This window comes from Cellulomonas pakistanensis, from assembly GCF_016862755.1.
Taxonomy (GTDB): Bacteria; Actinomycetota; Actinomycetes; order Actinomycetales; family Cellulomonadaceae; genus Cellulomonas; species Cellulomonas pakistanensis.
Genome location: NZ_BONO01000004.1, coordinates 48,883 through 68,811, shown reverse-complemented (window position 1 = coordinate 68,811; position 19,929 = coordinate 48,883). Strand labels below are relative to the sequence as shown.

Genomic DNA, 19,929 nt, shown 5'->3' with positions numbered 1-19,929 from the left:
CGGACGGCGACGCCCGGCGGCCCGCGAGGGGGCGGCCGGGCGTCGGGGCGTCCGCGATCAGGCCTGCGGCTTCACCAGCGGGAAGAGGATCGTCTCCCGGATGCCGAGTCCGGTCAGCGCCATCAGCAGGCGGTCGACGCCCATGCCCATGCCGCCGGTCGGGGGCAGCGCGTACTCGACGGCGGCGAGGAAGTCCTCGTCCAGCTGCATCGCCTCGTCGTCGCCCGCCGCGGCCAGGATCGCCTGCGCCTCGAACCGCTGGCGCTGGATCACCGGGTCGACCAGCTCGGAGTACGCGGTCGCGAGCTCGAAACCGCGCACGTACAGGTCCCACTTCTCGACCTGGCCCCTGATGGTCCGGTGGTCGCGGGTGAGCGGGCTGGTCTCGACCGGGAAGTCGCGCACGAACGTCGGCGCGTGCAGGTGGTCGCCGACCTGGTGCTCCCAGACGACCTCGACGAGCTTGCCGTGGCTGACCCGCTTCGGGTCGAGCTGCACGTCGAGCCGGTCGGCGATCTTCTGCAGGTGCTCGACCGACGTCTCCGGCGTGATCTCCTCGCCGAGCGACTCGGACAGCGAGCCGTACATCGTCAGCTGCGCCCAGTCGCCGCCGAGCTCGTACTGCTCGCCGTCGGGCAGCGTGATCGTCGTCGTGCCGAGCACGTCCTGCGCGGCGGTCTGCACGAGGTCCTGCGTCAGCGCCGCCATCGTGTCGTAGTCGCCGTAGGCCTCGTACGCCTCCAGCATCGCGAACTCCGGCGAGTGCGTGGAGTCGGCGCCCTCGTTCCGGAAGTTCCGGTTGATCTCGAACACGCGCTCCAGGCCGCCGACCGCGGCGCGCTTGAGGAACAGCTCCGGCGCGATCCGCAGGTACAGGTCGATGTCGAACGCGTTCATGTGGGTGACGAACGGCCGGGCCGCGGCGCCGCCGGGCTGCGTCTGCAGCATCGGGGTCTCGACCTCGAGGTAGCCGCGCCGGTGGAAGTTCTCCCGCAGCGAGCGCACCACGCCGGCGCGCAGCCGGACGGCGTCCCGGGCGGCCGGGCGCACGATGAGGTCGACGTAGCGCTGGCGGACCCGGAGCTCCTCGGACAGCTCCGGGGCGTCCTCGTCGCCCTTCGCGTACAGGTTGGGCAGCGGACGCAGCGACTTGGCGGCGAGCGTCCAGGCGTCGGCCATCACGGACAGCTCGCCGCGGCGGGACGCCACGACCGTGCCGTGCACGAACAGGTGGTCGCCCAGGTCGACGTCGGCCTTGAACGCCGCCAGCCGGTCCTCGCCGACGTTGGCCAGGCTCAGCATCGCCTGGAGCCGGTTGCCCTCGCCGTCCTGCAGCGTGGCGAAGCACAGCTTGCCGGTGTTGCGCAGGAACACGACGCGGCCGGCGACGCCGACGACGTCCTCGGTCTCCTGGCCCGGCTCGAGGTCGGGGTGCGCGGCGCGGACCTCGGCGATGGTGTGGGTGCGCGGGACGCCGACCGGGTACGGCTCGACGCCCTCGGCCAGCATCCGGTCCCGCTTCTCGCGCCGGACCCGGAGCTGCTCGGGGAGGTCGTCGGCGGCGGGGACGGCGGGCGTCTGCTGGGGCTCGGTCACGCCCGGAATCCTACCGAGCGGGCGGGGCCGCGGTCGTCACGGGTGCGGGGCCGGGCGCGGCCGCGGGGCTCATGCGCCCTCGACCAGGTCCAGCGCGAGGTCGAGGATCGGCGACGAGTGCGTCAGGGCGCCCACGGACAGGTAGTCGACGCCGGTCGCGGCGACCTCGGCGGCCCGGTCCAGCGTGAGGTTGCCGGTGGCCTCCAGCTCGACGCGCCCGGTCGCGGCCTCCCCCGCGCGCACCGCCTCGACCGTGGCGGCGAGCACCGGCGTCGGCATGTTGTCCAGCAGCAGGAACCGGGCGCCGACGCCGACCGCCTCGAGCGCCTGCTCGGTGGTGTCGGCCTCGACCTGGATCGTCACGTCCGGGAACCGCGCGCGCACGGCCTCGACCGCCGCCGCGACCCCGCCGGCCGCCACGACGTGGTTGTCCTTCACCATCGCGACGTCGTGCAGGCCCATGCGCTTGTTGGTGCCGCCGCCGCACCGCACCGCGTACTTCTCCAGCTCGCGCAGGCCCGGGGTCGTCTTGCGGGTGTCGAGCACCCGCGCGCCGGTGCCGGCCAGGGCGTCGGCCCAGCGGCGGGTGTGCGTGGCGACGCCGGACGCCCGGGACGCGAGGTTGAGCGCGGTGCGCTCCGCGACGAGCAGCGCCTGCACGGGGCCGGTCAGCACGGCGAGCACGTCGCCCCGGGCCACCGCGGTGCCGTCGGGGACGCGCTGGTCGACGGCCGCCGGGGCCAGGCCGAGGCGGTCGGTGACCTGGCGCAGCACCTCGGCCACGACCGGCAGGCCCGCGACGACGCCGGCCTCGCGGGCGACGAGGTGCGCGACGCCGGTGACGTCGGGAGCGACGGTGGCCTGCGTGGTGACGTCCCGGCCGGGTGCGGGGCCGAGGTCCTCGTCGAGGGCGACCGCCACGGTGCGGGCGAGCCAGGCGGGGTCGAGGGCGTCGAGCGCGTCGTGCGTGGTCACGCCCGCAGCCTAGGGCCGCCCGCCGCCGCGGCCGTGCCCGCGGGCAGCAACCGGGCCCCGCGCGGAGCAACCGGGCCCGACGCGGACGAGTGGAAGATCCGGCCGGACACGCCCCGGCGTGTCCGGCCGGATCTTCCACTCGAGCCCGGGAGCGGGTCAGTCCTGGGGGACCCGGCGCTGCACCAGCTCGCCGTCCGGGGTCCGGGTCGCCTCGACCCGCACCAGCCAGCGGGCGTCGTCCCGGTCCGGGTGGTCGCTGCGCAGGTGGCCGCCGCGGGTCTCCCGGCGGGTGGCCGCCGTCGCGGTCAGCACGGTCGCGACCTGGTGCACGTTGGTCGTCTCCCACTCCGCGACCTGCGGGTCGGCGACGGGCCGCTCGCCGCCCTCGACGGCGCGGTGCGCGTCCGTGCGGATCCCCGCGAGCGCCCGCTCGGCCGCCGCCAGGCCGGCCGCGGACCGCAGCACGCCCGGCCCGTCGGTCGCGATCCGCTGCACCCGCGAGCGAGCGGCGCCGGCGACCAGGGCCTCGGGGCCGGGCCGCTCGACGGGCTCGGCGGGGCGCAGGGCGCCGGTCTCGACCCGGTGCGCGATGTCGTGCGCGGCGCGGTGCGCGAACACCAGGCCCTCGAGCAGCGAGTTCGACGCGAGCCGGTTCGCCCCGTGCACGCCGGTGCACGCCACCTCGCCGACCGCGTACAGGCCGGGCAGGGTCGACCGGCCGACCAGGTCGGTGACGACGCCGCCCGAGTGGTAGTGCTGGGCGGGGGCGACCGGCACGAGGTCGGTGGCGAGGTCGAGGCCGTGCTCGGCGAGCCGCGCGCCGATGGTGGGGAACCGCCGGCGGATCCGGTCGGCGCCGAGGTGCCGGGCGTCGAGCAGCACGTGGTCGGCGCCGGTGCGCGCCATCTGGCGGACGATCGCCTTGGCCACGACGTCCCGGGGCGCGAGCTCGGCCAGCGGGTGCACGCCGGTGAGGAACCGGTGCCCGTCGACGTCGACCAGGTGCGCCCCCTCGCCGCGGACCGCCTCGGAGATCAGCGCGAGCTGCCCCTTCACCCCGGCGCCGAGCCACAGCACCGTCGGGTGGAACTGCACGAACTCGACGTCGCCCACCGCCGCGCCCGCGCGCAGGGCCGCGGCCAGGCCGTCGCCGGTCGCCTGCACGGGGTTGGTCGAGGACCGGAACACCTGGCCGATGCCGCCGGTCGCGAGCACCACGGCCGGCGCGAGGACCGCCCCGACGCCGTCGCGGCTGCCCTCGCCGATCACGTGCAGCGTCACGCCGCACACCGGCCCCGGGCGACCGTCCCGGCCGGGGGCCGCGGTCAGCACGTCGAGGACCAGCGCGTGCTCGATCACCTCGATGCCCGGGTCGGCCCGGACCGCGGCGAGCTGGGCGACCAGCGCGCGGGAGATCTCGGCGCCCGTGGCGTCGCCGCCCGCGTGCGCGACGCGGTCGGCGTGGTGGCCGCCCTCGCGGGTCAGGCTGAGGGTGCCGTCGGGCTCGGTGTCGAACACCGCGCCGCGCGCGACGAGCTCGCGGACCCGCGCGGGGCCCTCGGTGACCAGCACCTCGACCGCCCGCGGGTCGCACAGCCCCACGCCCGCGACGAGCGTGTCCCGCAGGTGCGCCTCCGGCGAGTCCGCCGGGTCGAGCGCCGCGGCGATCCCGCCCTGGGCCCACACCGTCGACCCCGACACCAGGCGGTCCTTGGTCACGAGCAGCACCCGCGGCACGCGCGTGCGCAGCTCCAGCGCCGCCGTCAGCCCGGCGATGCCGGACCCGACCACGACGGCGTCGGCGCGGGCGGTCCAGCCCGGGGCGGGCGCGGCGAGCCGACCGGCCAGCGCGGTCACCGACCGGCGCCCGCGTCCCGCCCGGCGTCGCTCGCCCCCGCCCCCAGGTCGTCGCGCACCGGGTGCTCGCGCCCGTCGGGGGTCCCGTCGACCCCCGCGGCGCCGTCGCGCTCCACCAGCGCGCGCCCCTGGTCGAACGGCACGCCGCTCGAATGCAGCCCCGACGCGGCCGTCCACGACTCGGGCACGGTGCCCGGGTCGTGCCCGGTGTCCATGATCCGGTTGTCGGCGTCCACCAGGACGACGTGCGGCTCGTACGTGCGCGCCTCGGCGTCGGAGAGCATCCCGTAGGCGATGAGGATCACCACGTCGCCCGGGTGCACCAGGTGCGCGGCGGCGCCGTTGATGCAGATCTGCCCGGACCCCGCCTCGCCCGCGATGACGTAGGTGGTGAGCCGGGCGCCGTTGGTCACGTCGACCACGTCGACCTGCTGGCCGGGCAGCAGGTCCGCGGCGGCGAGCAGGTGCGCGTCGACCGTGATGGACCCGACGTAGTGCAGGTCGGCCTGCGTCACGGTCGCGCGGTGGATCTTGCCGATCATCATCGGCCGCAGCAGCGAGGTCATGGTCACGCCCACCTCACGTCGGAGTTGTCGATCAGCCGGGTCGCGCCGACCGTGGCCGCGAGCGCCAGCACGGCGGTGCGGCCGGACAGGGCACCCGCGTCGCCGGCGACGTCCTCGAACGTCACCGGGTCCACCAGCGCCACGTAGTCGGTGCCGACCGCGGCGCCGTCCAGCACGTCCCGGGCGGCGGCGCGCACGGCGTCCGCGTCGTGCCCCGCCCCGGCGGCGGCCCGGCCCGCGGCCAGCGCGCGGCTCAGCGCCAGCGCCTGCTCCCGCTCGGCGGCGGACAGGTACGCGTTCCGCGAGGACAGCGCGAGCCCGTCGGCGTCCCGGACCGTGGGCACGCCCACGACCTCGACCGGCACGTCCAGGTCCCGCACCATGCGGCGCACGGCGGCGAGCTGCTGCACGTCCTTGCGCCCGAAGAGCGCGACGTCCGGGGCGACCAGGTGCATCAGCTTGAGCACCACGGTCAGCACGCCGTCCAGGTGACCGGGGCGGGTCGCGCCCTCGTACACCGTGCCGACGGGGCCGGCCGAGACGCGCACGCCCGGGTCGCCGTCCGGGTAGACGACGTCCGGGGTCGGCGCGAGCACGACGTCGCCCTCCCCCAGGAGGTCCGGCCCGGTGAGCAGGGCGAGGTCGCCGTCGAGGTCGCGCGGGTAGCGGTCCAGGTCCTCGGCGGGGCCGAACTGCAGCGGGTTGACGAAGATCGTCACCACCACCTGCTCGCCCCGGGCGCGCGCCTCGCGCACCAGGGACAGGTGCCCGGCGTGCAGCGCGCCCATCGTCATCACCACGGCGCGTCCGCCGGCCGGCCGCGCCGCCAGCGCGTCGGCGAGCTCGGGGCGCGTGCGCGCCAGCGCGGGGGCACCCGTGCGTGCCTGGGTCATGCCTGGTCCTCCTGGTCGGCGCCGGGCGGGTCGATCCCGCCCGCGCCCTCGTCGTCGTGCGCGCCGTGCACCGTACTCCCGTCCGGGCCCGGTGCGTGAGCCGGGCCCGGCCCCACGCCGGCGCCCGGGGCCGCCCCGCCGGGGTCGTCGCCGGCCTCCCCCGCCGGGTCGCCCGTCGCCAGCACGTCCAGCAGCGCGCGCCCCTGCTCCGCGCGGAGCAGCCCCGCCGCGAGCGCCCGCCCGGTCGCCGCCCGGGACAGCGCGCGGTACGAGGCCGCGACGTCCGTGGCGCCCGTCCGCACGCCGAGCCCGGTCAGCACGTCCAGGTGGTCGCGGACCGTGCCCGCGTCGCCGCGCCGCACCGGCCCGGTCAGGGTGGTCACGGCGCCGTTGGTCACGTCGCCCCCGGCGTCCCGGCCGCCACCCGCCGACTCGGCGCGCAGCGCGCCGTCCAGCGCGGCGGTCAGCAGCGGCCGCAGCACCGCGCCCGGGTCGGCGACGCCCGCCGCCGCGAGCGCCTGGCCGGCCTGCGCGACCAGCACGACCAGGTGGTTCGCCCCGTGCGCCAGGGCCGCGTGGTAGAGCGGCCGGGCCGCCTCGTCGACCACGACGGGCTCCCCGCCCATCTCGACGACGAGCGCCTGGCCGATGGGCAGCACGGGCGTCGGCGCCGTGACCGCGAACGAGCAGCCGACCAGCCGGGACAGGTCGAGCGACGTGCCCGTGAACGTCATGGCCGGGTGCAGCGCGATCGGGATGACGCCCTGCGCGCGCGCCGGGTCGAGCACCGCCGCCCCGTAGCGGCCGGCCGTGTGCACCACGATCTGCCCCGCCTGCCAGGCGCCGGTCGACGCGAGCCCCGCCACCAGGTCGGGCAGCGCGTCGTCCGGCACCGCGAGCACCACCAGCTCCGCGCGCCGCACGACCTCGGGCACGTCCAGCACCGGCACGCCGGGCAGCAGCGCGTCCGCCCGGTCCCGGGACGCCTCGGACACGGCGCTCACGCCGACCACCGGGTGCCCGGCCGCGCGCAGCGCGCTGCCCAGCACCGCGCCGACCCGGCCCGCGCCGACGACGCCGATCCCGAGGCGCGTCATGCCCGGCGCATCCACTGCTCGGGCCCCGCACCGGCGCGGGCCGTCCGGGCGCGCGCCGCCTGCTCGTCGAGGAGCCCGGCCGCGACGCGCGCGTCGAGGTGGTCCACCCGCGGTGCGACCGGCCCGGGGGTGGAGTGCAGCTGGAACGAGGCGAGGCCGAGCCGGCGCTGCAGCGGACCCTGCGCGAGCTGGAGCGACTGGGTGCGCTCGTGCGGCACGACCACGAGCTGGCGGACCAGCACGCCCGAGCGCAGCACCAGCGCGCGGTCGGTGACCGTCACGCCGTGCCGGCGCCAGCCGACCGGGTCCAGCCACCGGGACCGGCGCGGGGCGACCGCCCAGCCGCCGTCGGCCTCGCGACCCGTGAGCCCGGCGTCGACGAGCGCGCGCGGGTCCGCCGTGCCGAGGTCGGGCAGCACGAGCCACAGCGCGAGCAGCGCCTCGTCGCGGGTGCCGACCGGCAGCAGGACGTTCTCCGTCTGGGCCTGGTCGCCGGTGCTGCCGTAGCCCGCGACGTTCACCTCGACCCGCCACCAGTCCTGCTTCCGCCAGAGCAGGCCCTGGGTGACCCTGACGGCCTGGACCCGGCCCGGCGGGACGGTCTGCGCGCGCGACTCCGTCAGCCCGTGCCGCAGCCGGATGCCGTCCGGGGAGATCGCCGCCCGGAAGTTCGCGCCGCGGTTGAACCGGGTCCACGAGTAGGACACGACGCCGAGCAGCGCGGGCAGCAGGGCGAACGCCGACCCCACGCGGCCGGTGCTCACGATCAGCGCGCCGACGCCGCCGAGCATGACGACGAGCCAGATGGTCGCCGAGGACAGCAGCGTCGACAGCAGCAGCCGGCCGACCGGCACCTCGTACACCGGGCGCTCGGGCGCGACCGGCGCAGCGGCCCAGTCCTCGTCCGGCTCGACGGGGAGGCTCAGCGCGGCGTCCGGGTCCGGGGTCGCCGGGTGGCCGGTGGCCGGGACGGCGTCGGGGGCGGTGGTGGCGAGCGGCGGGGCGGCGGGCCCGGCCTGCGGCGCGGCGGGACCCGCGGGGGTCGACCCGGCGACGGCCGGGCGCGGGCGGCCGCCGCGGTGCAGGCCCGCGGCGCGCGCGAGCAGCTCGGCGCGCAGCTGTTCCGCCTCGGCCTCCCGCAGGAAGGCGAGCGACACCCCCGACCCGGCGCCGCCGGCGACCTCCAGGCGCAGCTCCGACAGCCCGATGATGCGCGCGAGCAGCGGCTGCACGACGTCGACGGCCTGCAGCCGGTCGAGCCGGGCCTGGCGCTGCTGCCGGAACACGACCCCGGACCGCAGGTGCACGGCGTCGTCGGTCACCGCGAACCGGGTCATCCGCCAGGCGATCGCCGAGTAGCCGAACCCGATCAGCGTGATCAGCACGATCGCCCCGACGATCACCAGCCACGCGCGCCCGCCCAGCAGCTCGGCGAGCTGCCGCACGTCGTCCGCGGCGTTCCAGGCGAGAACGGCGAGCACCGCGACCAGGACCTTCCAGCCCTTCACCGCGGGGGTGACGGGGTGCATGCGGCGCCAGGCAAGATCGTCGGCGGGCGGCTCGGGGGCGAGCGCGGGCGCGGCGGCGTCCGCGGGGGTCGCGGCGGCGCCGGCGGGGGTCGCGACGGCGTCCGCCGGGGTCGCGGCGGCGCCGACCGGCGGCACCGCCCCGGCCGGCAGCGGGCGGTCCGCGGTCACAGCCCCGCCAGCCGGGCCTCGCCCCGGGACGCGAGCTGGTCGCGCAGCCGCGCCGCCTCGGCGGTGGGCAGGCCGTCGATCGACGCGTCGGTGCCGGGCGAGGCGGTGTGCAGCTGGACGGACGCGATGCCGAGCTTACGGGCGAGCGGCCCGGCGGTGACGTCGACGTACTGCATCCGGCCGTACGGCACGACGACCATCGACCGGAACACGATGCCGCGACGCAGCAGCAGGTCGTCGGCGCGCTCGGCGTAGCCCATGGCGCGCACCTGGCGCGGGACCAGCCAGAGCACCCACGCCGCCAGCGCCGCGACCAGGGCGGCGGACGCCCAGACCCACGCGTTGCCGGTGAGCGCGGCGACGACGACGAGCACCACCAGCGGCACGCCGAGCCACGCCAGCGCGACGACCAGCCGGGCGGTGGCCAGGCGCGGGGACACCGGCGTCCAGCCGACGCCGGCGGGCTCGAAGGGCTCGCTCTCGCGCACCGGCGCGGTGCCGGGCTCGCCGGGCGGACCGTCGACCGCGGCGGCCGGCGCAGCGTGCGGCGCGCGCGCCGGCGCGGCGACCGGCTGCGGGGCGTCGGCGGACGGCGCGACGGGCGGGACGGCGGCGTCCGGCTGCGGGTGACCGGCACCCTCGGGTGAGCTCATGCCCACCATCCTTCCATCGCCGGGCCCGCGCGCGCCCGGAGCCCGGCCCGGTCGTCAACCGGCCGCGGCGTCCGGCGACGCGTCCCGCGGGGACCCCGGCGCGCCCTCCGGGTCCTCGGGCGGCGGGACCCGGCACATCCACTCGGTGACCAGGCCCGCGACGGCCAGCACCAGCGCGCCGAGCACGGCGAGCCCGGCGGCCAGCGCGCGGTCCCGCTGCGCCTCGATCCCGAGGTCGCCCAGCACCGCGACCACCTGGGCCGCGTACCAGCCGCCGAGCAGCGCGCCGGTGTAGCAGGACGCCTTGGCCAGCACGGCGGTGCGGGCGGCCCGCAGCGGGTCGAGGGTCGGGTGCTTCCCGCGCAGGTACTGCCGCACGGACCAGCCCATGGCCAGCACCACGGCGGCGATCAGCACGAGCACCGCCACCATGAGCCACGGCACCTGCGGGAGGTCGAGGCCGCGGCTGCCGAGCACGCGGACGACCAGGTAGCCGAGCGCGGTCGCGGCCACGGCCACCAGGACGAGCGTGCGGGCGCGGGTGCGCTGCATCAGGGGTCCAGCCGGCCCGGCGACCCGCCGAGCGGGTCGGTCAGCGGGTCGGCGACGCCGCCCAGCGGCTCACCGCCCCGTCCGTCGCGCCCGTCGTGCGCCCCGTGCCCGTCCCGCGCCGCCGCGCCCGCCTCGCCCGGGTCGGGCTGCGCGGCCGGCACCGGCGCGGTCAGCCAGTCCAGCGCGAGCCAGCGCACGCCGTCGCGGTCGGGCGCGGTCGCCGCCAGCTGGGCGACGGGCCCGCCGCCCAGCCCGTGCAGGACCGCCTCGGGCTGCACCTGCGCCCAGGGCTGGAGCACGAACGCGCGCTCGTGGGCGCGCGGGTGGGGCAGCTCGAGGTCGTCGGTCACGGCCGAGACGTCGCCGTACACGATGATGTCGACGTCGAGGGTGCGCGGGCCCCAGCGCACCAGGCGCTCGCGCCCGTGCCGGCGCTCGACCTCGGAGGTGGCGCGCAGCAGGTCGCGCGGCGACAGCGTGGTCCGGGCGACGAGCACGGCGTTGAGGAAGTCCGGCTGCTCCGGCCCGCCGACGGGCGCGGTGCGCGCGAGCGCGGACACGTCGACCACCTCGAGACCGGGCACGGCGGCCAGGTCGGCGACGGCGTCCCGCAGCGTGTCCTGCGCGGCGCCGAGGTTGGACCCGATGGCGAGGACCACCTCGACCGGCGCCTCCGGCGCGACGTCCAGCGCGTCCTGCACCAGCTCGGCCTCCACCACGTCGTCCTCCGGGCCCCGGCCGGCGCCCGCCACGGGTCCGGGCGGAGCGGGCGGCACCTCGAGGTCGGCGGGCACGGCCTCGGCGGCGGCCGGCAGCACGGCGGTCGCATCGGGCGGCACCGGCGCGGAGCCCTCCGGGCCGGCGGCGGGGGTGGGCAGCACCGGCAGCGCGGGCGCGGCTGCGGTCTCGCCCGGCCCGGCCCCCGGCGGCGCGAGCTCCGGGATCGCGAACCCGCCCGACGGCGCGGGCGCGTCCGGCTCCGGACGCCAGCGCGGCGCGTCGTCCGGCACGGGCTCGGCGGCGGGCAGCCAGGTGCGGTCGCGCCGCACCTCCACCACGACGTCGCCGAACGGCACCGTGATCGGCGCCTGCGGCTTGTGCACGGCGACGTCGACGCACTGCACCTGCGGGTGCGCGAGCACGGTGGCGGCGATCCGCTCCGCGACGGTCTCGACCAGGTCGGCGGGCTCGCCGGCGAGCACCGTCACCACCTGCTCGGCGAGCACGCCGTAGTTGAGGGTGTGCCGCAGGTCGTCGGTCGCGGCCGCGCGCCGGGTGTCCAGGTGCGCCACGACGTCGGCCACGAAGGTCTGGCCCTCGCGCCGCTCGTGCTCGAACACGCCGTGGTACCCGGTGGCGGTCACGCCGACCAGCCGGATCCGGTCCAGCCGGTGGCCGTCGCGGCCCGCCACGTCCGCCTCGTCGCTCATCGGATGTCCTCCCCGGACGGCGCAGCCGCCCTCCACCGGGCCGCGACGCGCACCGCGTCGGCCGTTCCTCGTGCCTCGTGCACCCGCACGCACCACGCGCCCGCCGCCGCCGCGAGCGCGGACACCGCCGCGGTCGCCGCGTCGCGCTGCTCCGGCGGGGCCGGGGCCCCGTCGTCGTCGGCCAGCAGGTGGCCGAGGAACCGCTTGCGGGACGCCCCGACCAGGACCGGGAACCCGTCGGCGACGAGCTCCGGCAGCCGGGCGAGCAGGGGCCAGTTGGCGGAGCCGGGCTTGGCGAACCCGAGGCCCGGGTCCAGCACGACCTGGTGGTCCGCGACCCCGGCCGCGCGCAGCTCGGCGACCCGCTCCGCGAGCTCGCGGCGCACGTCGGCCACCACGTCGTCGTACTGCGCGAGCGAGTCCATGACGTCGGCGTGCCCGCGCCAGTGCATCGCCACGTAGACGACGCCGGTGCGCGCGACCACCCCGCGGATCTCCGGGTCGGCGAGCCCGCCGGACACGTCGTTCACCACCACGGCGCCCGCCGCGACCGCGGCCTCGGCCACCTCGGCGCGGGTGGTGTCGACGCTGACGGCGGCGCCGCGGGACGCCAGCTCGCGGACGACGGGCAGCACCCGGTCCAGCTCCTCGGCCACCGGGACGCGCGCGGCGCCCGGCCGGGTGGACTCGCCCCCGACGTCGAGCAGGTCCGCGCCGTCGGCGAGCAGGGCCAGCCCGTGGGCGACGGCGGCGTCCGGGGCGAACCACCGGCCGCCGTCCGAGAACGAGTCGGGCGTCACGTTGACCACGCCCATGACCAGCGCCCGGCCGGCCCGACCGGCGGCGGCCAGCGCGGGCGGGAGCGGCGAGGGGGGACGCACGACAGTCAGCCTAGGCGGTCGGCGGCGGCCTGCGGGAACACCCTCAGCGGCCGGTGACGAGGCTCATCGCCTCGGCCCGGGTCGCGGCGTCGCGCATCTGGCCGCGCACGGCGGAGGTCACGGTCCGCGAGCCCGGCTTGCGGACGCCGCGCATGGACATGCACAGGTGCTCGCACTCGACCACCACCAGGACCCCGCGCGGCTGGAGCACCTCGACCAGCGCGTCGGCGATCTCGCCGGTCATCCGCTCCTGCACCTGCGGCCGGCGGGCGTAGACGTCGACCAGCCGGGCCAGCTTGCTCAGGCCGGTCACCTTGCCGGACTCCCCGGGGATGTACCCGATGTGCGCCACGCCGTGGAACGGCACGAGGTGGTGCTCGCAGGTCGAGTACACCTCGATGTCCTTGACCAGGACCATCTCCTCGTGCCCGATGTCGAACGTCGCGCTCAGCACGTCGTGCGGGTCCTGGCGGAGGCCGGCGAAGATCTCCTGGTACGCCCGGGCCACGCGGGCCGGCGTGTCCCGCAGCCCCTCGCGGTCCGGGTCCTCGCCGACGGCCAGCAGCAGCTCGCGGACCGCCGCCTCGGCGCGCGCGGCGTCGTACGGCGGCACCTCGCGGCGCCGGCCGCGGCCGTCGGCGGCCACGCTCAGGCGTCCGGGGTCTGGCTCGGCGGCACCTCGACCGCGACGGCGGCAGGGTGCTCGTCCTTGGCCGCGGCGGCCTCGTCCTGCGGGATCACCGAGCCGTTCTGCTCGGCCTTCTCCTTCGGGGTGAGCACCGGCGGGCGGTCGGAGACGGAGCGCTGCTCGCTGGACAGCCACACCTCGCGCGGCGGGCGCTTGGTGATCGGCTCGAAGATGACCGCCAGCTCCTGCTGGTTCAGGGTCTCCTTCTCCATCAGCTCGAGCACCAGGTGGTCCAGCACGTCGCGGTACTCGACGAGGATCTCCCACGCCTCGGTGTGCGCGGCGTCCATGAGCTTGCGCACCTCGACGTCGACCGTGCCGGCGACCGTCTCGGAGTAGTCGCGGCCGTGGCCCATGTCGCGGCCCATGAACGGCTCGCTGCCGTCCGACCCGAGCTTCACGGCGCCGACTCGCTCGCTCATGCCGTACTGCGTGACCATCTTGCGGGCCGTGGCGCTGGCCTTCTCGATGTCGTTGCTGGCGCCGGTGGTGGGGTCGTGGAACACGAGCTCCTCGGCCACCCGGCCGCCCATCGCGTACGCGAGCTGGTCGAGCAGCTCGTTGCGCGTCGTCGAGTACTTGTCCTCGGTCGGCATGACCATCGTGTACCCGAGCGCGCGCCCGCGGGGCAGGATCGTCACCTTGGTCACCGGGTCGGTGTACCGCAGCGCCGCCGCCACCAGGGCGTGGCCGCCCTCGTGGTACGCGGTGATCTTCTGCTCCTTGACCTTCATGACGCGGGTGCGCTTCTGCGGGCCGGCGATCACGCGGTCGATCGCCTCGTCCAGCGCGCGGTTGTCGATGATCTGCGCGTTCGACCGCGCGGTGAGCAGCGCGGCCTCGTTGAGCACGTTCGCGAGGTCGGCGCCGGTGAAGCCCGGCGTCCGGCGCGCGACGGCCTCGAGGTCGACGTCCGTGGCCATCGGCTTGCCCTGCGCGTGCACCTGGAGGATCCGCTCGCGGCCCTTGAGGTCCGGCGCCTCGACCGACACCTGGCGGTCGAACCGGCCCGGGCGCAGCAGCGCGGGGTCGAGGATGTCGGGGCGGTTGGTCGCCGCGATGAGGATGACGTTCGTCTTGACGTCGAAGCCGTCCATCTCGACGAGCATCTGGTTGAGCGTCTGCTCGCGCTCGTCGTGGCCGCCGCCCATGCCGGCGCCGCGGTGCCGGCCGACGGCGTCGATCTCGTCGATGAAGATGATCGCCGGCGAGTTCTCCTTGGCCTGGTTGAACAGGTCCCGGACGCGGCTCGCGCCGACGCCGACGAACATCTCGACGAAGTCGGAGCCGGAGATCGAGTAGAACGGCACGCCCGCCTCGCCCGCGACCGCGCGCGCCAGCAGGGTCTTGCCGGTCCCGGGCGGGCCGTACAGCAGCACGCCCTTGGGGATCTTCGCGCCGACGGCCTGGAACTTGCCGGGCTCGGAGAGGAACTCCTTGATCTCCTGCAGCTCCTCGAGCGCCTCGTCCACGCCCGCCACGTCGGCGAACGTCACCTGCGGCGACTCCTTGGACACGAGCTTGGCCTTCGACTTGCCGAAGGACATCACCCGCGAGCCGCCGCCCTGCATGGACGACATGAGGAACCAGAACAGACCCAGGATGATGATGAACGGCAGGATCAGCGTGAGCAGGCTGCCCCACCACGACTGCTGCGGGACGTCCGAGGTGTAGCCGCCCTCGGGGTCGGCCGCCGCGATCGCCTCCACCACGGTCGGCCCCTGCGGCACGACGTAGTAGAACTGCACGTTCGTGCCGAGGTTCTCGTCGTCCTTGACGAAGTCCTCGGTCAGCGTGAGGTCGACCCGCTGCGAGCCCTCGGTCACCAGGGCCTGCTCGACCTTGCCGTCCTGGAGCAGCTCGAGGCCGTCGGAGGTGTCGATCCGCTGCACGCCGGAGGACATGAAGGCGCTGGCCGCGATCCACAGGATCACGACGGCGACGACGATCCACAGCACGGGTCCGCGGGTGAGGCGCTTGAGTGTCATGGGCAGACGGGGGCAGGCCCCCTCGTCCCTCCGGTCGCAGGGGTGGAGACCCCGAAGTTACACGCCGAACCTGGGCCGGGCGGCCCGTGTTCGCCCAGGGCGGGACGCGCTCCTCCGGGGCCGGACGGGCTCAGGAGGAGTAGACGTGCGGCGCCAGCGTCCCGACGAACGGCAGGTTCCGGTACTTCTCCGCGTAGTCGAGGCCGTAGCCGACGACGAACTCGTTCGGGATGTCGAACCCGACGTACCGCACGTCGACCTCGACCTTGGCGGCCTCGGGCTTGCGCAGCATGGTGGCGATCTCGACCGAGGCCGGGCCGCGGCTGCGCAGGTTGGCCAGCAGCCAGGACAGCGTGAGGCCGGAGTCGATGATGTCCTCGACGATCAGCACGTGCTTGCCGGTCAGGTCGGCGTCCAGGTCCTTGAGGATCCGCACCACGCCCGACGACTTGGTGCCGGAGCCGTAGGACGACACCGCCATCCAGTCCATGGCGAGCGGGGTGCTGATCCGGCGGGCCAGGTCGGCCATCACCATGACCGCGCCCTTGAGCACGCCGACGACCAGGATCTCCCGGCCGGCGTAGTCCGCGTCGATCTGCGCGGCGATCTCGTCCAGGCGGGCGCCGAGCTGCTCCTCGGTCAGGAGCACGCGCTCCAGGTCCGCGCCCATGTCGTCCACGTTCACCGCTGCGGGTCTCCCTCGTCGTCCGGCCCCTGGCCCGCGGGTGCCGCCGGGCCCGCGCGAGCGGCGTCGTCCGGGTCCCGGCCGACGGGCGTCGCGCCCAGCGCAAGCCTGCCACACGCGCGGGCCGCCGCCACGCGCCCCGGGAGGTGCACGGGGCCCTGCCCGCGCCAGTCCGTGACGAGCGCGGCCAGCGCCGCGACGTGCGCGCGCGTGACCGAGCCCGGCGGCGACCCCGCGCGCACCGCCGCGGCGCGCAGGGCGCGGTTCCGGAGGGCCGCGGGGGCGGCGGCGAGGACGGCGGCGTCGAGCAGGACAGCGGGAGCCCCGTCGTCGGCGGCCGCCGCCCCGGCCCGCGCGAGCAGCTCCGCCGCCAGCGCGTCGAGCGCGTCCGCGTCCTCCCGCAGCAGCTCCGCGGACCGCGCGAGCGCCGCCGCCACGCCGGGCCCGAGCTCCTGCTCCAGCACCGGCAGCACCCGCGCGCGCACCCGGGACCGGGCGGGCGCGCCGGCGTCGCCGTCCGCGGGCGAGTTGGTCGGGTCGTGCCAGGGGTCGAGCCCCAGCGCGGCGCACGCGGCGAGCGTGTCCGCCCGCGCCAGCCCGAGCAGCGGCCGGCGCAGCAGCCCGCGCGCGGCGGGCATGCCGGCCAGCGACCGCGCCCCCGAGCCGCGGGCGAGCCCGAGCAGCACGCCCTCCGCCTGGTCGTCGCGGGTGTGCCCGAGCAGCACCGCCGCCGCACCCAGCCGCGTCGCGGCGTCGTCGAGCGCGGCGTACCGGGCGTCCCGCGCCGCCGCCTCGGGCCCGCCGGGCCCCGTCGCGTCGACCGCCGGCACCTCGACCGGGTCGAGCCCGAGCGCGCGGCAGGCCGCCGCCGCCCGCGCCGCGACCTCGCCGGACCCCGGCTGCAGCCGGTGGTCGACCACCACGGCGCCGACGCGCCACGACGGCTCGCCGCGGCGCGCGCGCGACCCGGCCACGAACGCCGCGCCGGCCGCGAGCGCCAGCGAGTCCGGCCCGCCGGAGCAGGCGACGAGCACGAGCGCGCCCGCGGGCACGTCGCCCAGCGCGCCCGACACGGCGCCGCGGACCGCCGCGACGGCCGGGTGCGGGCCGGCCACGTCAGCCGTGCACCCGGCGCACCCACGCGGCCGGGTCGGCGATCTCCGCGGCGGACGGCAGCGTCCCGGCCGACCCCCACACGGCGTTCAGCCCGTCGGTGCCGACGCGCCGGCGCACCGCGCGCACGAACGCCGCGCCGTCCCGGTACTGCGCGAGCTTGACGTCCAGGCCGAGCACCGCGCGCAGCGCCCGGCGCATGCCGCCCGTGCCCGGGGCGCCGGAGCGGCGGGCCTCGAACCGGCGGCGGATCCGGCGCACCGACGGCACGACGGAGCGGCCGACCGCGTCCATCGTCACGTCGGCGTGCCCCTCGAGCAGCGCCATCACGGCGCCGACCTCGTCGAGCACGACGCGCTGCCGCGGGTCGAGCAGGTCGAGCAGCGACCGCGGGCCGCCGGCGCCGGGCCCCGACCGCTCCCGGGGATCACGGGACCCGCCGCGCCGGCCGGTCGCCTCCTCCGCGAGCAGCACCCGCAGCCGGTCGGTCAGGTGCGCCACGAGCCAGGGCGCGGACGCGAACTGCTGCGCGTGCGTCTGCTCGTGCAGCGTCACCCAGAGCCGGAAGTCGGCGGGGTCGACGCCGAGCGACCGCTCGACCGCGAGGACGTTCGGGGCGACCAGCAGCAGCGTGCCGCGCGGGCCCCACGGGTCGTACTGCCCCAGCACCGACCCGGACAGCAGCCCGAGCACGGCCGCCACCTGCCCGGCGCCCGCGGTGCCCCGCAGGCCGCGGTCGGCGGGCACGCCCACCCGGCCGGTCAGCCCCTCGAGCGCGCGGACGTTCGCCCGCGCCCAGGAGGCGCGGTCGACGACCCGGACGTCGTCAGCCGGGGCGCCCGGGTCGGCCGGCAGCATGCGGGTGATCCGCGCGACGTGCCCCGCCGCGGCGGGCGCCGCGGCACGCAGCTCGGCGACCACGTCGGCCCGCTCCGCGCGCGAGGCGGCCGGCCCGGACCGCACCGCTCGCGCGGCGAGCCGGGCGGCCAGGTCCCAGTCCACGGCCGGCTGCACCCGCCCACCGTAGCCAGCCGCGGTCACGCCGCGCCGCCCGGACGCCCACGGGGGCTGCAGCGGCGCCCGGCGTCACCCGCGCCGGCGCGCCCGCGTCACCCGCGGCAGCCGCAGCCGGCGAGCTGCGTGACGAACCCGTCGAGCGCCTGCCGCGGCTGGTACTGCCCCACCGCGCCGGTCTGGTCCGCCATCAGCACGAACAGCAGCAGCCGCCCGTCGGCGTCCAGCACCGACCCGGCGAGCGAGGTGACGCTCGCCAGGCTGCCGGTCTTCGCGCGCACCAGGCCGGTGGCGTCGCCGGAGCGGAACCGGTCGGCGAGCGTCCCGGTCAGCCCGCCGACCGGCATCCCGTTGCTCACCTCCCGCAGCTCGGGGTGCGCGGGGTCGACGACGAGCTCCAGCAGGCCGAGCAGCAGCCGCGGCGGCAGCGCCGACCCCTCCGCCAGGCCGGACGCGTCCGCGAGCGCCGCGCCGTCGGTGTCGACGCCCAGCGCCTGCACCGTGCGGAGCACCGCCTGGGTCGCGCCCTCGAAGCTGGCCGGCAGGTCGAGGTCGAGCGCGACCATGCGGGCGACCACCTCGGTGATCGTGTTGTCCGAGGTGTCGAGGAAGTACTGCGCGACCTCCGGCACGGGCGCCGAGGACACGACGCCCAGCACGTCGCCGGTCGCGGGCGACGACACCCGGGTCGGCGCGCCGGTCACGGTGATCCCCACCTCGCCGAGCCGCGCTGCGAACTCGGTGGCCGCGTGCATCGCGGGGTCGGCGTGCCGCGGCGGGTACTCCCCCGCGGAGATCTTCGCGATGTCGACGGCCAGCGGCGCGACCGGCGCGACGTAGCCGCTGGCCAGGTCCGCGGCGTCCCAGCCGGGTGCGGTCGCCGGCCCGGTGAACAGGCTGTCGTCCAGCCCCAGCGTGACGGTGTCCCTGCCGGCCAGCGTCAGCTGCACCGCCACGAGCGCGGCGAGGTCCGCGAGGCCCGCGCGGCCGTTCACCGCGTCCGGGTCGCCCGCGCCGGCGGCCAGCATCATGTCGCCGCCGCCCACCAGCACGACCTGGTCGCCCGCGCCCTGCCGCACCGTGGTGTCGAACGTGCGCGCGGCGCCGAGCCGGGTGAGGGCCGCCACGCCGGTGACGAGCTTGGCGGTGGACGCGGGCGTGCGCGCCGCGTCGGGCGCGCGCTCCGCCAGGACGTCCCCGGTCAGGGCGTCGGCGACCAGCACCCCGACGGAGGGGCCCAGCCGCGGGTCCGCGCCCAGCGCGTCGACCAGCGCCTGCACCTGCGCGCCGTCCGGCGCCGGGGCCGCCGCGTCCAGGTCGGCCAGCACCGCGGCGCCCGTCCCGACCGTACCGGCGCCGGGCGCGTCCGGGAACGGCTCCGCCGGCGCGGGCTCGGGCGCGAGGGTCACCACCCCGGGCACGACGTCGTACGCGTCCGCCGTGGCGTAGCCGCCCGCGGCCAGCACCAGCACGAGCGCCGCCGCGCCCACCGTCCTGCCCGCGCGCGCCACCGGACCACCTGTTCCCGTCGTCTTCACCTGCGCGGGCCGCCGCCGCGCCGTCCGTGCGTCACACTAGGGGCTTGCAGGCGACGCGCCACCACCTGGCACGCCGCGGTGATCAGCTGCGCGCCGTGCCGTCCGGCCGGCCGGCGGAGACGAAGGAGCGGGTGTGGAGTTCGACGTCACGATCGAGATCCCCAAGGGCCAGCGCAACAAGTACGAGGTCGACCATGCGACCGGCCGGATCCGGCTGGACCGCATGCTGTTCACGTCGACCCGGTACCCGGACGACTACGGGTTCATCGACGGCACCCTGGGCGAGGACGGCGACCCGCTGGACGCGCTGGTGCTGCTCGAGGAGCCCACGTTCCCGGGCTGCCTGATCCGCTGCCGCGCGCTCGGCATGTTCCGCATGCGCGACGAGGCCGGCGGCGACGACAAGGTGCTCTGCGTCCCGACGGGCGACCAGCGCGCCGCCTGGCGCCAGGACATCGACGACGTCTCGGACTTCCACCGCCTGGAGATCCAGCACTTCTTCGAGGTCTACAAGGACCTCGAGCCCGGCAAGTCCGTCGAGGGCGCCCACTGGGTCGGCCGAGCCGAGGCCGAGGCCGAGATCGAGCGCTCCCGGCAGCGGGCGATCGACGCGGGCTACGACCAGCACTGACCCGCGCGGCGCCCCTCGGGGCGCGCGACAGCACGAGAGCCCCGGCGCGCAGCACGCGCGCCGGGGCTCTCGTCG

General features: G+C 77.2%; 18 protein-coding genes. 1 reads left to right on the top strand and 17 read right to left on the bottom strand.

The features are described 5' to 3' along the window. Positions 1–57 precede the first annotated feature (57 nt). The 17 genes from lysS to dacB form a co-directional block, all read right to left on the bottom strand. Complete coding sequence (lysS, locus tag Cpa01nite_RS03925) at positions 58–1,596, bottom strand: lysine--tRNA ligase (RefSeq protein WP_203667445.1); 1,539 nt, start codon at positions 1,594–1,596, stop codon at positions 58–60. 69 nt (positions 1,597–1,665) lie between these two features. Further along, positions 1,666–2,571 (bottom strand): carboxylating nicotinate-nucleotide diphosphorylase, encoded by a 906-nt coding sequence (gene nadC, locus Cpa01nite_RS03920; protein WP_203667444.1) that lies wholly within the window; start codon positions 2,569–2,571, stop codon positions 1,666–1,668. Between the two features lie 156 nt (positions 2,572–2,727). Further along, positions 2,728–4,428 carry an L-aspartate oxidase gene (locus Cpa01nite_RS03915; RefSeq protein WP_203667443.1) on the bottom strand — a complete coding sequence of 567 codons (1,701 nt, stop codon included), beginning with the start codon at positions 4,426–4,428 and terminating at the stop codon, positions 2,728–2,730. Then, positions 4,425–4,994, bottom strand: a complete 570-nt coding sequence (panD, locus tag Cpa01nite_RS03910; protein WP_239068509.1) for an aspartate 1-decarboxylase — start codon at positions 4,992–4,994, stop codon at positions 4,425–4,427. The genes Cpa01nite_RS03915 and panD overlap by 4 nt, the downstream gene beginning before the upstream one ends. 2 nt (positions 4,995–4,996) lie before the next feature. Then, positions 4,997–5,887 carry a pantoate--beta-alanine ligase gene (panC, locus tag Cpa01nite_RS03905; RefSeq protein ID WP_203667442.1) on the bottom strand — a complete coding sequence of 297 codons (891 nt, stop codon included), beginning with the start codon at positions 5,885–5,887 and terminating at the stop codon, positions 4,997–4,999. Continuing rightward, positions 5,884–6,984, bottom strand: coding sequence for a Rossmann-like and DUF2520 domain-containing protein (locus Cpa01nite_RS03900; RefSeq protein WP_203667441.1), 1,101 nt, complete (start codon positions 6,982–6,984; stop codon positions 5,884–5,886). Before Cpa01nite_RS03900 ends, panC begins: the two co-directional genes overlap by 4 nt. After that, on the bottom strand, positions 6,981–8,681 hold the full coding sequence (locus Cpa01nite_RS18815) for a PH domain-containing protein (RefSeq protein ID WP_275406196.1): 1,701 nt from the start codon (positions 8,679–8,681) through the stop codon (positions 6,981–6,983). Before Cpa01nite_RS18815 ends, Cpa01nite_RS03900 begins: the two co-directional genes overlap by 4 nt. Next, positions 8,678–9,169 carry a PH domain-containing protein gene (locus Cpa01nite_RS03890; RefSeq protein WP_239068523.1) on the bottom strand — a complete coding sequence of 164 codons (492 nt, stop codon included), beginning with the start codon at positions 9,167–9,169 and terminating at the stop codon, positions 8,678–8,680. The genes Cpa01nite_RS18815 and Cpa01nite_RS03890 overlap by 4 nt, the downstream gene beginning before the upstream one ends. Positions 9,170–9,388: 219 nt before the next feature. Further along, entirely contained in the window at positions 9,389–9,886 is a 498-nt protein-coding gene (locus Cpa01nite_RS03885) for a DUF3180 domain-containing protein (protein ID WP_203667439.1), read from the bottom strand. Beyond that, the gene (folK, locus tag Cpa01nite_RS03880; RefSeq protein ID WP_239068508.1) at positions 9,886–11,316 is read right to left on the bottom strand and encodes a 2-amino-4-hydroxy-6-hydroxymethyldihydropteridine diphosphokinase; all 1,431 of its coding nucleotides are present in this window, start codon (positions 11,314–11,316) and stop codon (positions 9,886–9,888) included. The genes Cpa01nite_RS03885 and folK overlap by 1 nt, the downstream gene beginning before the upstream one ends. After that, a complete protein-coding gene (folP, locus tag Cpa01nite_RS03875) occupies positions 11,313–12,197 on the bottom strand; it encodes a dihydropteroate synthase (RefSeq protein WP_373307317.1) in 885 nt (294 codons plus the stop codon). Before folP ends, folK begins: the two co-directional genes overlap by 4 nt. Before the next feature lie 43 nt (positions 12,198–12,240). Further along, the gene (gene folE / locus Cpa01nite_RS03870; protein WP_239068507.1) at positions 12,241–12,843 is read right to left on the bottom strand and encodes a GTP cyclohydrolase I FolE; all 603 of its coding nucleotides are present in this window, start codon (positions 12,841–12,843) and stop codon (positions 12,241–12,243) included. Between the two features lie 2 nt (positions 12,844–12,845). Then, entirely contained in the window at positions 12,846–14,873 is a 2,028-nt protein-coding gene (gene ftsH / locus Cpa01nite_RS03865) for an ATP-dependent zinc metalloprotease FtsH (protein ID WP_203667438.1), read from the bottom strand. Positions 14,874–15,003: 130 nt separating this feature from the next. Beyond that, positions 15,004–15,543 carry a hypoxanthine phosphoribosyltransferase gene (hpt, locus tag Cpa01nite_RS03860; protein ID WP_203667554.1) on the bottom strand — a complete coding sequence of 180 codons (540 nt, stop codon included), beginning with the start codon at positions 15,541–15,543 and terminating at the stop codon, positions 15,004–15,006. Between the two features lie 11 nt (positions 15,544–15,554). Then, the gene (gene tilS, locus Cpa01nite_RS03855; RefSeq protein ID WP_203667437.1) at positions 15,555–16,673 is read right to left on the bottom strand and encodes a tRNA lysidine(34) synthetase TilS; all 1,119 of its coding nucleotides are present in this window, start codon (positions 16,671–16,673) and stop codon (positions 15,555–15,557) included. A gap of 1 nt (position 16,674) precedes the next feature. After that, entirely contained in the window at positions 16,675–17,685 is a 1,011-nt protein-coding gene (locus tag Cpa01nite_RS03850; protein WP_239068505.1) for an Rv3626c family coenzyme F420 biosynthesis-associated protein, read from the bottom strand. A gap of 95 nt (positions 17,686–17,780) precedes the next feature. Then, positions 17,781–19,196, bottom strand: coding sequence for a D-alanyl-D-alanine carboxypeptidase/D-alanyl-D-alanine endopeptidase (gene dacB, locus Cpa01nite_RS03845; RefSeq protein WP_203667435.1), 1,416 nt, complete (start codon positions 19,194–19,196; stop codon positions 17,781–17,783). A 160-nt stretch (positions 19,197–19,356) separates the two neighbouring features. Between dacB and Cpa01nite_RS03840 the strand changes: the two genes are divergently transcribed. Beyond that, positions 19,357–19,854: an inorganic diphosphatase gene (locus Cpa01nite_RS03840; RefSeq protein ID WP_146835884.1), complete on the top strand. Its 498-nt coding sequence runs from the start codon at positions 19,357–19,359 to the stop codon at positions 19,852–19,854. Positions 19,855–19,929: the final 75 nt, after the last annotated feature.